We start from the raw sequence: 13,997 nt of genomic DNA, 5'->3' as shown, positions 1-13,997 counted from the left end.
GGGGATTATCTGCTAACTGCAAGATCGTTCAAGTCTTCTTAAACGATCGGCATTAAACAGAAATGTTAGGGCTTTTTCGTGTCTAGTGTTTTGGTTTGCGACCAACGAGTCCCGGTGCCTGCAACCCCAGCCGTTCCGCCATTTATTAGAAAGCCTAGTCTTATGACTAGGCTTTCGTCGTTTCAGGGCTGTGAGTTTTTGTCTTCGACTACGATAATATCGCCACTGATTGAGAAGACTCGCTAGGAATAGTGAAGCTTTTTTCACTTAAATATCTAAAGTCAGTAGATAACTCTCAAGCTACCCCAAAAATATCACTCTCGACATACACCTACTCCCTAATGACGACTAGTATAAAAACAGTGATCGTTTATTTGGAATTGTTATGAGGTTATTTTGTACATTGGCTCTTATCTTTTGTTCGTTTGTTGTATCAGCAACCTCGTGGGAAAAAGAGAAAAGCCCAACAAGAAATTCAACCTCATCCATAGGTAGTTACGCTAATGGTTGTCTTGACGGGGCACAAGCCTTGCCAATTAATGGGCAAGGTTATCAGGTGATCCGCCCTCAGAGAGAGCGCTATTATGGCCATGCCGAGGCTATTCAGTTTATTGAAAGGTTAGGTGTCATTACAAGCGAACAACTCAACACTAACTTATTAGTTGGCGATATTTCGCTACCTAGAGGGGGACGCTTCTCATCTGGTCATTCAAGCCACCAGACTGGCTTGGATATTGATATATGGTTAAGGCTCACCGATGAGAGACTTTCCGAAAATGAACTCGCTGTTCCTAAGCCAATAAGCGTTGTCGATCTCACTAACTACAAATTGCGTGAATCGAATTGGACCGATGATCATTTTCAAGTGATTCGCTATGCAGCCAAAGATGAAAAAGTGGTGCGTATTTTTGTTCACCCAGTTATTAAGCACACCCTTTGTGAACAAGAAAACTCTGATGCCAATGGGAGAGCTTGGTTAGGTAAAATTAGGCCTTGGTGGGGACATCATTCTCATTTTCATGTTCGTTTAAAATGCCCTAAAGGCAGCTCAAACTGTATAGCTCAAGCAAGCCCTCCTAAAGGTGATGGTTGTGGAGATGAACTTGCAAGTTGGGCTCCAGAGACCATTCCCGTTCCTCCACCTAAAAAAGTCGTTAAAAGTAAGAAAAAAAAGAGAGTTAAAGTGATGCCAAGTCAATGTTTGGCCTTGATATCAAATAAGTAATCCTCTTCATCGAGGATTTTTGCAGTGGTAATGCCACTGGTTTTCTCGACTCTAAAACTGGAGAAATATCACACTTTTGTCTAGAGTTTATAAACATGAGATTAAGAACATCGTTTGATATCAATAAAATCAATAATGATATCAGCAAGGGCGACGATGACGAATTTGACAAGGTTTGGTCAGGGATTGAGTGTTTTTTGGGGTGAAAGATGCGGCTTATACGCAGTATGCGAAATCAGAGTCTGATGCCCGTCGATAGATAATTCAAGGATAAGACTATGACTATGATTTGCGCAAAGGAATTTTCCGAATGGTTAAGACATAGGTTCAACGCTGAAAGCTCGGGTATTTCTATTTCAAGAGCTGATATCAATCAGCTAACTGGCAGACAACGTTTAGACCCTAGCTTCGTAAATGATGTTCATTATGAATTAATGCAGTATGGAATGGCATTTGTGACTGATACCAGTAGAGAAAACTTCTATCTTGTTCCGATAGCTCAGTCAATAAACTGGCGAGAACGACTCGAATATCAATTTGAGAAAGAGATGTTCTGCAACATATATCCCATTGAAAAATCGGGTTAAAAAAAAGGTTCAACTTGATGATTAAGTTGAACCTTTTATCTTTTAGGTCAAGCCTTGAATGATGACAAACTTTTCTAATAATTCGTCGTCAGTTTCAATATGGTTCGGGTCAGTAATGATACATTTTGTGATCGGACATACTGACTGACATGTTGGCTTCTCATAGTGACCTTTACACTCAGTACATAAATCAGGATCAATTTCGAAGATACTGTCACCCATAGTGATTGCGCCATTTGGGCATTCTGGGTCACACATATCGCAGTTTATGCACTTGTCAGTTATTAGTAGAGCCATTTATCTTTCCAAAGTAACCGTTATTTACCTGAAGCGTTACGTGTATCTTGGCCTGCGCTCAAGTTACGCATTAACAAACCAAATTCTAGATCAAGATCAGCAGGTACAGGAATAAATACGAAGTGACCGTTACCTTTTGCGTCGTCTACCGCTTCAGATTTACGGTTTTCCATAACTTCTAGTTTGAAAACAATGTTACCTTTCGGTGTCATCATTTCTAGGCTGTCACCAACTAGGAATTTGTTTTTCACTTCTACTTCAGCTAGGTCGCCACGGCGTTTACCTGTGAATTCACCAACAAACTGTTGAGTATCAGAGATAGAATAACCGTATTCGTAGTTTTGGTATGAATCGTGAGTGTGACGACGTAGGAAGCCTTCAGTGTAGCCTCGGTGAGCTAGGCTCTCTAGCGTACCCATTAGACTCTCATCAAATGGCTTACCTGCAACAGCATCGTCGATAGCTTTACGGTAAACCTGTGCTGTACGTGCACAGTAGTAGAAAGACTTAGTACGACCTTCGATTTTCAGAGAGTGAACGCCCATCTTAGTTAAACGCTCAACGTGTTGGATTGCGCGAAGATCTTTTGAGTTCATGATGTAAGTACCATGCTCATCTTCAAACGCTGCCATTTTCTCTTCTGGCTTGTGTGACTCAGAAAGCAACACGACTTCGTCTGTTGGCTTGCCAAGGCCTAGAGTGTTGTCTGGGCGTTCGTCTTGAACTTCAATACCTTGAGTTTCTACTTCTTGAATAGCAACACCTGTTGGGTTTGCTTCAACGATCTGACCATTTTCGTCTTCTTTCGCAGCTTCGGTCTTGTATTCCCAACGACAAGCGTTAGTACAAGTACCTTGGTTTGGATCGCGTTTGTTCATGTAGCCAGAAAGTAGGCAACGACCAGAGTAAGCCATGCATAGAGCACCGTGAACAAAGATTTCTAGCTCTGTTTCTGGGCAGTGTTCGCGAATCTCTTCGATTTCTTCAAGAGATAGCTCACGAGATAGGATCACACGCTCAACGCCTTGAGTTGACCAGAACTTAACGGTCGCCCAGTTTACTGCGTTTGCTTGAACTGAAAGGTGGATCGGCATTTCAGGGAATGATTCACGTACCATCATGATAAGACCTGGATCTGACATGATAAGTGCGTCTGGGCCCATCTCAACAACTGGCTTAAGGTCGCGGATAAATGTTTTTAATTTAGAGTTGTGTGGCTGAATGTTACATACAACATATAACTTTTTGCCTTGAGCATGAGCTTCATCGATACCGATTTGTAGGTTTTCGTGATTGAACTCGTTGTTACGAACACGAAGGCTGTAACGTGGCTGGCCTGCGTATACTGCATCTGCGCCATAGGCGAATGCGTAACGCATGTTTTTAAGGCTTCCTGCCGGTGATAATAGTTCAGGTACAAATGGTTTTTGTGTAGTCATTGCTTCGTTCTCTAATCTGATCTCAAGTCAGGTTGATACCACCAAGTGATATCAAAGGGGCGCAAATTTTACGCTAAAATGAGTTTGGTTGATAGCCCTAAAGATAACAATGGTATTGCGAAGAGTGTTGTTAGGTGTTGATAAGCGGGGTGGAGAAGAAAACAAGCTCAGATATCGTCGACACCTGAGCTCTAAATCGGAACAATTAAGCGTTAGGTTGAGTTAACCCGCCTAATGATTCAAATAGGTTTGGAAGGAAAACACTGAACTCCCCACATAGCAGTGAGAAATCTGCATCAAAGCGCGCTGCTTGATCTTCACGAGGAATATCGTCGTTCTCATCTTTTAGTTCATCACTGAATTTCAGGCGCTTGATGCTGCCATCTTCAGCAAGAATGAACTCAATGCGATCTTGCCAGTTGATCAAAAGCTTAGTCACAACTTTGTTGGCTTCAATGTGGTTCTTAATCTCATCAGCTTCTAGTTCTTGTTTCTTAACTCGAACAATACCGCCGTCTTCTTGGATTGATTTAAGCTCAGCTTCATCAAGCATGGTGATGCCTTTAGGCGTATCACCTGACTTAACCCATTCCGTTAACGTTGTTTCAATCGCTTGCTCTGGAATAGCTGGCACTACTGGCAAGCTACCCATTGTTTTACGTAGTAATGCTAGTACGTCTTCTGCTTTTTTGTAGCTGCTAGCATCAACAACAATAAAGCCTTCTTTCGGCATGATCAGCGCGTAAGTGAAGTTACTGCGGCTGAAAGCACGAGGAAGAAGATCGATGATGATGTCTTCTTTTAGGCTGTCTTTCTCTTTCTTTTTCAGAGGAGTACCAGACTCTGCTTCAAGCGTTTCTACTTTTGCATTCAATGAATCTTTGATCACAGAAGCTGGAAGCATTTTCTCTTCTTTCTTTGCACAGATGAGAATGCGGTTTTCTGATACGTGCGTCATCATATCGCCGTGTCTACCCATCGCGTTTACCCAACCAAATTTCTGTTTGTCTTGGCTACCACAAGGGGTAAAACGGAACTCTTCAAGTTGTTTCTCTAGCTGATCTGCGTTGAAGTCTATATCACGATTAAAGCGATAGACGAGGCAATTCTTAAACCACATAAATATTTCTCATACCTTTATCTGAAGACGCTCATCATAGGAGATTTCGATCCATTTGTCTTATACCTGCAATAGAAATTAAAAGTGAAATGTTTGAGACAGTTATATGAAAATTTGTTTTCAAAGGTCACAAAAGTGTCATAATTAAACCAGATAATGCAATGCGTTGATTAAATACTAAGGCTATTCAATTATGTCGAGAAGGATTCTGGTCGTTGAAGATGAAGCACCTATTCGTGAGATGCTGTGTTTTGTACTTGAACAAAAAGGCTACCAAGCAGTAGAGGCTGAAGATTACGATACAGCGGTAAACAAGCTATGTGAACCTTTCCCAGATCTAGTATTACTAGATTGGATGCTACCTGGTGGTAGCGGGATAAACTTTATCAAGCACATGAAGCGTGAAGAGTTAACTCGCAACATCCCAGTGGTGATGCTGACGGCTCGTGGCGAAGAAGAAGATAAGGTGCGTGGTTTAGAAGTGGGCGCTGATGATTACATCACCAAGCCATTTTCACCAAAAGAGCTCGTTGCTCGCCTGAAAGCGGTTATCCGCCGTGTAACGCCTACTGCACTAGAAGATGTGATTGATGTACAAGGCCTTAAGCTAGACCCTGTATCTCACCGCGTTACCGCAAGTGAAGGTCCAGTTGATATGGGCCCAACCGAATTCAAAATGCTGCATTTTTTTATGACTCACCAAGAGCGAGTATACAGTCGAGAGCAACTGCTCAATAACGTTTGGGGTACCAACGTTTACGTTGAAGATCGTACGGTTGATGTTCATATTCGACGTTTACGCAAAGCACTTGAATCTGCTGGTCATGACAAATTAATTCAAACGGTTCGCGGCGCAGGCTACCGTTTTTCTACAAAGGCTTAACGTGGCTTCACTGCCCAGTTTATGGAGTCCTGAATGGTTGAGAAGTTAACCTGGAAAAAGCTGGCTTGGGAGCTGGCTTTTTTTTACGCACCTTGGATTATAGTCGGATGGATATTCGGTTATTTACCTTGGTTATTGCTGGCTGCAACAGTATTACAGTTAGCATGGCATCTACACTATCAAATGCGTTTGTCTGCTTGGTTGTGGGATGAAAAGCGGTTAACACCCCCTTCAGGTTCTGGAAACTGGGAGTCTCTGTTTAATGGTATCTATCGTATGCAGCAGAGACAGCGTCGTAAGCGCAAAGAATTGACCAACCTTATCCGCCGTTTCAGAAACGGTGCTGAATCCCTTCCCGATGCCGTTGTGGTGTTTCGCGGTGAAGGCAATATTGTTTGGTGCAACAAGCTTGCTCAGTATTTACTGGGTTTTCGCTGGCCAGACGATTCAGGCCAACCCATCTCTAACTTGATCCGCACGCCGGACTTCATCAAGTACCTTAATAAACAAGATTTCTCAGAGCCGTTAGAGATGCCTTCGCCACTTAATGTGGAGCGCATGCTTGAGCTTCGTATCGTACCGTATACCGAGGGCGAACACCTCATGGTAGTACGTGATGTTACTCAGCTAAAACAGCTAGAAGGCATGCGTCGTAACTTTTTCGCTAACGTTTCTCACGAGCTACGCACTCCAATGACCGTACTTCAGGGCTATCTTGAAATGACGGAAGATCCAGACATGGTCGTTGGACCTATGTGGCCTAAGGCTCATGGTGTGATGACTGAGCAGTTAAATCGTATGAACAGTTTGGTCAATCAGCTTCTTACTCTTTCTAAGATAGAAGCGGCGCCAATGCATGAATTGGATGAAGTGGTGAATGTTCCGGCGATGTTGGAAGTTCTTGAAAAAGAAGCCGCTAGTCTCAGTGGAGAGCGAGAACACAAGCTGAAATTTGATATCGATAAGAGTTTACGCGTATTAGCGGATGAAGATCAGCTGAGAAGTGCAATATCGAATCTGGTTTACAATGCAGTGAAATACACGCCGCCTGGTGCGACCGTAAAGGTTCGTTGGTACCAAACCAGTCAAGGCGCGTGTTTGGATGTGTCAGACACTGGAGACGGTATCGAACCACAACACTTGCATCGACTTACGGAGCGTTTCTATCGTGTTGATAAAGCACGCTCACGCGATACTGGGGGCAGTGGCTTAGGGTTAGCGATTGTTAAACATGCGCTTAGTCACCATGATTCACATTTAGAAATTCAAAGTGAAGTGGGTGTTGGTAGCCGATTCCATTTCACGCTGCCTAGCCGATTGACAGTGTCATGAGTTCTTTAATACGCAGGATGCGTTTCCCCATCAGTTCATTATTAGCATTAGCTTTGGTTACCCCTGTTCATGCCGAGCAAAGTGTCGATTCTCTTCCTGATTATTCTAAGGTTCCGGGTATTTCTGGCAGCTTGTTGTCTGTCGGTTCCGATACCTTAGCGGGAATGACAACGTTATGGGTTGAAGAGTTTAAGTCTTACTACCCGAACGTGAATGCTCAAGTTCAGGCTTCTGGTTCATCCACTGCACCTCCTGCATTAACGGAAGGTACTGCTCACCTTGGGCCTATGAGTCGTCCAATGCGCCTACGAGAAGTGGAAGCGTTCGAAAGGGAGAATGGCTATAAGCCGACGGCGCTTCGAGTTGCTATCGATGCGATTGGTCTTTTTGTGCATCGTGATAACTCTATCGAGGGACTTAATTTTCGCGAAATTGACAGCATATTTTCAGAGACATTGCGCTGTGGCGCGACTAAGCCGCTAAACAATTGGCAAGATTTAGGTATCAGCCAGCCGTGGGCAAAACATAGATTCCAACTGTTCGGTCGTAATTCCGTTTCGGGAACCTACGGCTACTTCAAACAAAACGCATTATGTAGTGGCGACTTCAAGAACCGAGTCAATGAACAGCCAGGATCTGCGTCGGTTGTACAGTCGGTCGCTTCATCAATCAGCGGGATAGGGTACTCAGGTATTGGTTATCGAGTGGCTGGTGTTAAGTTAATTCCTATTGCTGAGCATGGTTCTGATTACGTAGAGCCTACTCGAGCGAATATTTTAAGCGGAGATTACCCTCTATCGCGCTTTCTCTATGTATATGTGAATAAACACCCAGATAAACCGCTTTCTCCTGTAGAGAGAGAGTTCCTCACTTTTGTATTCTCGAAGCAAGGGCAAGAACTGGTAGAGAAAGATGGCTATTTAGCGATACCGCCTGAGTTCGCAGAGCAAGAGTTGGCAAAAGTCGGGCTCTGATTGAGGCTAACACAAACTTAGAAAACAAACGTATGAACAGCTTGCTAAGTCGCAGGCTGTTTTTATTTTGACTGTTCGTTATTCTATCTTTAACGACCATCCAGCATTTTGCCAACGTTGTTGTTCTTCTTTGAGTTCATATTCAAGCAGTTGGTTTTGGGCCAACCAATCGCTGTTAGATCCTTTCAATCCCCAGTTATCCTCTTGTTCAATCGTTAGAGTCGTGTCTGGGACTAGTGCTTGATTTCTCTGACGATTGAGTAAGATAGCGAGTCTTAATATGCGAATTAGTAGCGTTATTTGTTGTGGAGAAAATAGAGACAGTTCCGGCAAGTCTTGCCGCTTAATCGCTTTTCTTTGGTGGCGAACCAATGTCGAGATAAGACGTTGTTGCTCAGTATTGAAACCGGGCATTGTCGTGTGCTTAAGCAGATAAGCCGAATGGCGGTGATAGCCGTGGAATGCGATGCTTTGCCCTACCTCATGAAGTAGTGCAGCCCAACCAACTAGATCATACAGCTCATTAGTGACCATAGTCGTTACTTGAGGCTGCACTTGTTTCAGTAATGCAAGGGCGAGTTCTTTGACTCTCTGGCCATGAGCTACGTCAACATGGTATCGAGAGACGAGCGTTTCGGCAGTTCTTGTTCGAACATCAATATCTTTAAACCTATCCTCCATGTCATAAAGAACGCCTTCTCTCAGGGCGCCATCAGAAAAATGTAACTCCTTTATGTCTAGCGTATCCATGGCTGCTGAAAGAATGATGACGCCAGCAGCAAACACCGGCTTTCTCTCATCACTTAAACCTGAAAGGTCTAAGGTTTTGGATGATGAAAACTCACATAAGTGATTTTTCAAATAGGACAGACGTTGCGGCGTAATGAGACCATCGGTAAAGCCTAAACCAATGAGTACCTCTTTTATTGACTTAGTCGTCCCTGATGAGCCAAAGGCGATTTCCCAAGGCGCCTTTGTATATTCTTCAATCAATGGCATCAATAGACGAGTAGCCGCGGTATAAGCATCTGAGAAGTGTTGTGAGGTTAGCTCTCCGTCAGCAAAGAAGTGTTGAGTGAAGCTGACGCATCCCATAGGTAAACTGCGCATAATTAGGGGCGTAAAGCCTTGCCCTGCGACGAGTTCCGTACTCCCTCCACCGATATCAATAACCAATTTAGATTCAGAAGCGGTTTGAGTGTGTTCTACACCGTTATAGATTATTCGAGCTTCTTCTTGACCTGAAATGATCTCTATTGGAAAAGGAAACAGTGGTTTGGCTTGCTCTAAGAAGTCTTGAGCGTTTTTGGCTTTTCTTAGGGTATGAGTCGCAACAACTCTTACATCATCAAGTTCAAAATCCGCTAGTCGTTCTGCGAACACTTTGAGGCACTCCAAGCCTCGCTCGATAGCACTTTCGGATAAGAAGTTAAACTCATCCAACCCATCACCTAATCTCACTTTCTGTTTGTGTCTGCTGACTAATTGCAGGTGTTGTTCGAATACTCGGGCAACCACCATATGAAAACTGTTCGAACCCAAGTCGATAGCGGCAATACATCGAGAATGTTTGTTATCAATTAGCGGCATGATTTCTTCTCTTGTTTGTACTTCTTGCGAGCAAGTTTCTCCATACGTTTAATATAGTGGTAAGTGGAGAGTTGTGACGTCGGGTAATCGAGTGGGTTTGTTGGAGCTTGTATGTAAGGATTGCTCATCGATTGGTCTAGCACTCGAGCTTTGTTGCTGTCATCGAAATGAAACTCGGTGATATCGATAATGGTTTGCTTGATCTTTGGATCTAAAATTGGAGTGGCGACTTCGATGCGGTGATCGAAGTTTCGTGTCATCCAGTCGGCAGAGGAGATATAGACTTTTGGATTACCAGCGTTACCAAAGATCATCACTCTTGGGTGTTCGAGAAAACGATCGACCACACTAACAATCTCAATCTGCTCACTGATGTTGGAGACTCCCGGTACGAGAGAGCACATACCACGAATGACCATTCTCACTTTTACATTGGCTTGGCTGGCCTGATAGAGCTTCTCAATGATCTCTCGGTCGACCAAATTGTTGAGTTTTAGAGTGATGCTTGCAGGCTTGCTCTCTATCGCGTTTTGTATTTCATTATCTATCAACTGATACAGGCGTTTTCTTGTATTCTTTGGTGACACAATCAGTTGTTTGAACTGTGATTTTTGATAAGGGTTTTCAATATACTTAAAGACTTGTCTCACCTCTTGGGTCAAATCTTCATTCGCAGTGAGCAGAGAAAAATCGGTATACACGCGCGCTGTTACTTCATGAAAGTTACCGGTGCCAATATGAGCGTAATGCGCCGTATGCTTGCCTTCTTTCCGTTTAATGAGCAGAAGCTTAGAGTGAATTTTCAAACTTGGGATGCCATGGATGACTTTTATACCGGCTTCTTGAAGTTTCTTGGTCCACTGAATATTGGCTTGTTCATCAAAGCGGGCTTGTAGCTCAACGACGACAGTTACTTTCTTACCATTGTGTGCAGCATCGATGATCGAGCTAAGGAGCTTTGAGCCTTCTGCAACACGGTAAACGTTTATTTTTATGGAGGTTACCTTCGGGTCAAAGGAGGCTTGCCTCACGAGTTCAGTGATGTGATTAAAGGTGTGATAAGGGTAATGCAACAAGATGTCACGAGCTTTGATCGCTTCGAAATAGTTTGGGTAGTGGCTGAAATGCGCACACTTAATCGCGGGAAGTGGGCGATTAACTAAATCACGCCTATTAAGGCTTGGAAATTCGCAGAAATGCTTGAAGTTATGATAGCGACCACCCGCAATGACACTGTCATAGTCAGACAGCTTAAGTCTGACTTGCAAGAAATTGAGCATTTCAGCTGGCATTTCTGACTCATAGATAAGGCGTATCGGTAGTGCCGTTAAGCGCTGTTCTAAACCTAAAGACATCGATTCTAATAGGTTACTTTCATTGTTCTCTTGAAGATCATAATCGGCATCACGCGTCATTTTTATCGCAAAACAACGTAATGAGTCATACTCAAAGAATCCTTTAAGCAAGTCATCTAAACAAAATCGAACTATATTATCTAACAAGATCAAAGTTGTACGCTGTGAACCAGAAGTGTCTGGTAACTTAACAAACCGAGGGAGGGCTTCTGATGGGATTTCGAGTAAGACATATTGAGAAGATGTCTCTCGCTCAATGTCGATGGCTAAGTAACTTTGCTCGTCTTTGATAATATTGAGCAACTGGCTATCTTCGTTCAAGAGAAACGGAGTTAAATGTGGCAGCACTTTTTTCTTAAAGTACTTTTTGATCCACTCACTCTGTTCTTCGCTGATTTGTTGTTCGTTGACCAGAAAAATACGATTGCGTGCCAGTTCCAATAGTAAGTCGCTATACAGCTCATGGAATTGAGCGTCGAGCTTACTTGCTTGGCTCTGCATTTGAGTTAGCAGGGTTTTCTGCGAGTTGGCAGGTAATTGAGGATCTTGAAGTAAGATCTTTCGTTTCACATCAGCAAATCGGACTTTGTAAAACTCATCGAGGTTTTTCGAGTAAATACCTAAAAAACGAACTCTTTCGATTAAGGGGACTGATTTGTCGGCTGCTTCTTGGAGCACTCTTTCGTTGAAGGATAACCAGCTAAGTTCTTTTGTGACATAGTCTTTTTCCATCGAGATGATAATCCTTGAGTGCTGGCTATAGAGCTGGTTACTTTAATTTAGAATGACAAGATTCACAAAATCTATGATCTTACTTTAAGAAATATGGTCAACAAACTTGTTATTAGTTTCAGTTGTTTAACGTAACTTGTAATATAATTGTCATCTAACGTACATATTATGTCAGTAGCTAAAAAAAGGTAGATAAACAGATGGCTTCAGCCCAATTTTCATTGAAAGAGCGCGACAAAAAAAGATGGTTGAAAGATCGTCTCGTCCGTTTTTCGGTGACATGTGGCGCGGTCAGTGTTCTAGCTGCTCTGGTGCTGATCTTTGTTTACTTAGCGATGGTCATTTTACCGGTATTTTCTGATACTGGTTTAGATACTGACCAAGCCGTGAAGACCGTAGCCATAGAAAAGCCTATCGCCTTATCCGTGGATGAATACGGTCAGCATGCGTTTACTATCGAAAAATCCGGCTTGGTGCAGTTTTGGGATTTAGAGTCTCAAAATACACATTCTTACTTTGAGCGTAATGTTTTAGCTAACCCCATCGCTTTTTCTCGAAATACCCCATCTGAAAACTGGTTTGCCTTTGCTGATAGCGCAAGCAACCTTACTTTTTTCTACCCTGAGTATAGTGCGCCTGTGCTGCAAAAGGGCAGTGAAGCCGAACCTAAAATTGAGCAAATCGATCTCCCGGAACCGTTTTTAAATGATGAATCATCAAACGGAACAACAATCGAAAAATTTGCGTTCTCTAAGAATGGACGTGGTATCACGGTTGCCGCTCAGCTAAGCGATCAACGAGTTTTGGTTAAGTGGTACCAGAGTGATCTTACTGGTCAGTATGTTTTTCAGAAGAGTCAATGGCTGTCGGATAAGTTGGGTTTACAGCAACAGTTGTTAGTCACGCCTGATGGCCAAACTTTATATCTTCGAGCACAATCGGATTTAGTTGTATTGAAGTTATCCGATAGCGGCTTCAATGTTCGTGAAGTGATTGATCTTAGCTTAAATGATGCGAAGCACTCGGTGAAAAGTATCGATTTACTGTCTGGAGCTTATTCACTGTTGGTTACGCATGAGGACGGACAGGTTTCTCAGTGGTTCGATGTACTCAAAGATGAAAAGCGTAGCCTGACCCATATTCGCGACTTCCAACTCGCCGAAGAGGTTCAGTTTATTCTGCCAGATACTTATAGAAAGGGTTTTTATAGTTTCTATCAGAATGGCACATTACAAAGCCACTATACGACCAGTGAAAAGCTGTCGCTGTTTGAGCGCGCATTTGATAAGTCACCACAATTAGCGGCTATGTCTGCTAACGAACTGCATTTGGCGACGCTGATTGATGGCACCATCAGCGTGGCTAAAGTTGATAACGAATATCCGCAAATATCATTCTCATCGCTTTGGCAAAAAGTCTGGTACGAAAGCTATCCTGAGCCACAATACGTTTGGCAATCAACGTCGGCGAACGATGACTTTGAAGAAAAATTCAGTTTAGTCCCTATCACATTCGGTACTATCAAAGCCGCTTTGTTTGCGATGATGTTTGCCGTGCCGGTTGCTGTGCTCGGAGCCATTTACACCGCATACTTCATGTCTCCACGAATGCGAAGAGTCGTGAAGCCGTCGATAGAACTGATGGAAGCTCTTCCGACCGTTATCATCGGATTCTTGGCTGGGCTTTGGTTTGCTCCCATTGTTGAAACGCATTTAACGGCCGTCTTCTCGTTAATGGTGCTATTACCACTGAGCACGCTACTGACTGGGCTTGTTTGGTTCTGTTTGCCAAAAATGGTGACGAGCCGTTTTACTAATGGTTGGCATGCTCTGATATTGATCCCGGTATTGGTGATTACTGTGATGGCAGTCTTTGCTGGTGAAAATGGTATGGAAGCCTTGTTGTTTGGTGGTGATATTCGTACCTTCTTGGCTAACTATGGCATCGACTTTGACCAACGGAATGCGCTGGTGGTTGGCTTCGCTATGGGCTTTGCTGTCATCCCGACAATTTTCACGATTGCAGAAGACGCTATTTTCTCTGTGCCAAAACATTTATCCGATGGCTCACTGGCGCTGGGCGCAACAGCGTGGCAGACCCTTATTTATGTGGTGTTATTGACGGCTAGCCCAGGTATCTTTTCTGCAATCATGATGGGGCTAGGACGAGCGGTTGGCGAGACTATGATTGTCTTGATGGCGACAGGTAACACCCCTATTCTTGACTGGAATATTTTGGAAGGGATGAGGACATTATCGGCAACAATTGCTGTCGAGTTACCAGAGTCCGAGGTGGGTGGTTCTCACTTCCGATTGTTGTTCTTAGCAGCACTCTTACTGTTTATTTTTACGTTCGCGGTGAACTCTGTCGCAGAGTGGGTTAGACAAAGACTGAGAGATAAATATCGTGCGCTGTAGTTTTAAAACTCTACCTCAATCTCTATCAATGGCTGTTCGCTGTTTG

The 13,997-nt window shown here is 43.4% G+C and carries 11 protein-coding genes; 6 read left to right on the top strand and 5 right to left on the bottom strand.

Annotation, left to right across the window (positions count from 1 at the left end):
• Positions 1 to 385: 385 nt before the first annotated feature.
• Together mepA and AB6D07_RS14970 are read left to right on the top strand one after the other, a co-directional pair.
• Complete coding sequence (gene mepA / locus AB6D07_RS14975) at positions 386 to 1,225, top strand: penicillin-insensitive murein endopeptidase (RefSeq protein ID WP_017103116.1); 840 nt, start codon at positions 386 to 388, stop codon at positions 1,223 to 1,225.
• 278 nt (positions 1,226 to 1,503) lie between these two features.
• Positions 1,504 to 1,812: a hypothetical protein gene (locus AB6D07_RS14970; RefSeq protein ID WP_009848260.1), complete on the top strand. Its 309-nt coding sequence runs from the start codon at positions 1,504 to 1,506 to the stop codon at positions 1,810 to 1,812.
• 42 nt (positions 1,813 to 1,854) lie between these two features.
• Here the strand turns inward: AB6D07_RS14970 and AB6D07_RS14965 are convergent, their stop codons facing one another.
• From AB6D07_RS14965 to rdgC, 3 genes are all read right to left on the bottom strand, one after another.
• Entirely contained in the window at positions 1,855 to 2,109 is a 255-nt protein-coding gene (locus AB6D07_RS14965) for a YfhL family 4Fe-4S dicluster ferredoxin (protein WP_004735061.1), read from the bottom strand.
• A 20-nt stretch (positions 2,110 to 2,129) separates the two neighbouring features.
• Positions 2,130 to 3,548 carry a tRNA 5-hydroxyuridine modification protein YegQ gene (yegQ, locus tag AB6D07_RS14960; RefSeq protein ID WP_017098091.1) on the bottom strand — a complete coding sequence of 473 codons (1,419 nt, stop codon included), beginning with the start codon at positions 3,546 to 3,548 and terminating at the stop codon, positions 2,130 to 2,132.
• A 205-nt stretch (positions 3,549 to 3,753) separates the two neighbouring features.
• Entirely contained in the window at positions 3,754 to 4,668 is a 915-nt protein-coding gene (gene rdgC / locus AB6D07_RS14955) for a recombination-associated protein RdgC (protein ID WP_009848262.1), read from the bottom strand.
• A gap of 193 nt (positions 4,669 to 4,861) precedes the next feature.
• On the opposite strand from rdgC, the gene phoB reads away from it, so the two are divergent.
• Genes phoB through AB6D07_RS14940 form a run of 3 tightly spaced genes read left to right on the top strand, consistent with a single transcriptional unit; the run spans position 4,862 to position 7,857 of the window.
• Positions 4,862 to 5,551: a phosphate regulon transcriptional regulator PhoB gene (gene phoB / locus AB6D07_RS14950; protein WP_004735064.1), complete on the top strand. Its 690-nt coding sequence runs from the start codon at positions 4,862 to 4,864 to the stop codon at positions 5,549 to 5,551.
• A 33-nt stretch (positions 5,552 to 5,584) separates the two neighbouring features.
• Positions 5,585 to 6,883, top strand: a complete 1,299-nt coding sequence (gene phoR / locus AB6D07_RS14945) for a phosphate regulon sensor histidine kinase PhoR (RefSeq protein WP_009848263.1) — start codon at positions 5,585 to 5,587, stop codon at positions 6,881 to 6,883.
• Positions 6,884 to 6,900: 17 nt separating this feature from the next.
• Positions 6,901 to 7,857, top strand: coding sequence for a phosphate ABC transporter substrate-binding protein PstS family protein (locus AB6D07_RS14940; protein WP_029222944.1), 957 nt, complete (start codon positions 6,901 to 6,903; stop codon positions 7,855 to 7,857).
• A gap of 78 nt (positions 7,858 to 7,935) precedes the next feature.
• Here AB6D07_RS14940 and ppx read toward each other — a convergent pair whose 3' ends face one another.
• Together ppx and ppk1 are read right to left on the bottom strand one after the other, a co-directional pair.
• On the bottom strand, positions 7,936 to 9,447 hold the full coding sequence (ppx, locus tag AB6D07_RS14935) for an exopolyphosphatase (RefSeq protein ID WP_017103114.1): 1,512 nt from the start codon (positions 9,445 to 9,447) through the stop codon (positions 7,936 to 7,938).
• Complete coding sequence (ppk1, locus tag AB6D07_RS14930; protein ID WP_009848266.1) at positions 9,438 to 11,534, bottom strand: polyphosphate kinase 1; 2,097 nt, start codon at positions 11,532 to 11,534, stop codon at positions 9,438 to 9,440. Before ppk1 ends, ppx begins: the two co-directional genes overlap by 10 nt.
• 200 nt (positions 11,535 to 11,734) lie before the next feature.
• Between ppk1 and AB6D07_RS14925 the strand changes: the two genes are divergently transcribed.
• On the top strand, positions 11,735 to 13,951 hold the full coding sequence (locus tag AB6D07_RS14925) for an ABC transporter permease subunit (protein WP_009848267.1): 2,217 nt from the start codon (positions 11,735 to 11,737) through the stop codon (positions 13,949 to 13,951).
• The last annotated feature ends 46 nt before the right edge of the window (positions 13,952 to 13,997 follow it).

Source organism: Vibrio sp. 10N.239.312.C11 (assembly GCF_041466065.1).
Taxonomy (GTDB): Bacteria; Pseudomonadota; Gammaproteobacteria; order Enterobacterales; family Vibrionaceae; genus Vibrio; species Vibrio tasmaniensis_A.
Note: the sequence above shows the minus strand (reverse complement) of the source record. Positions and strands in the feature narration are given on the sequence as shown.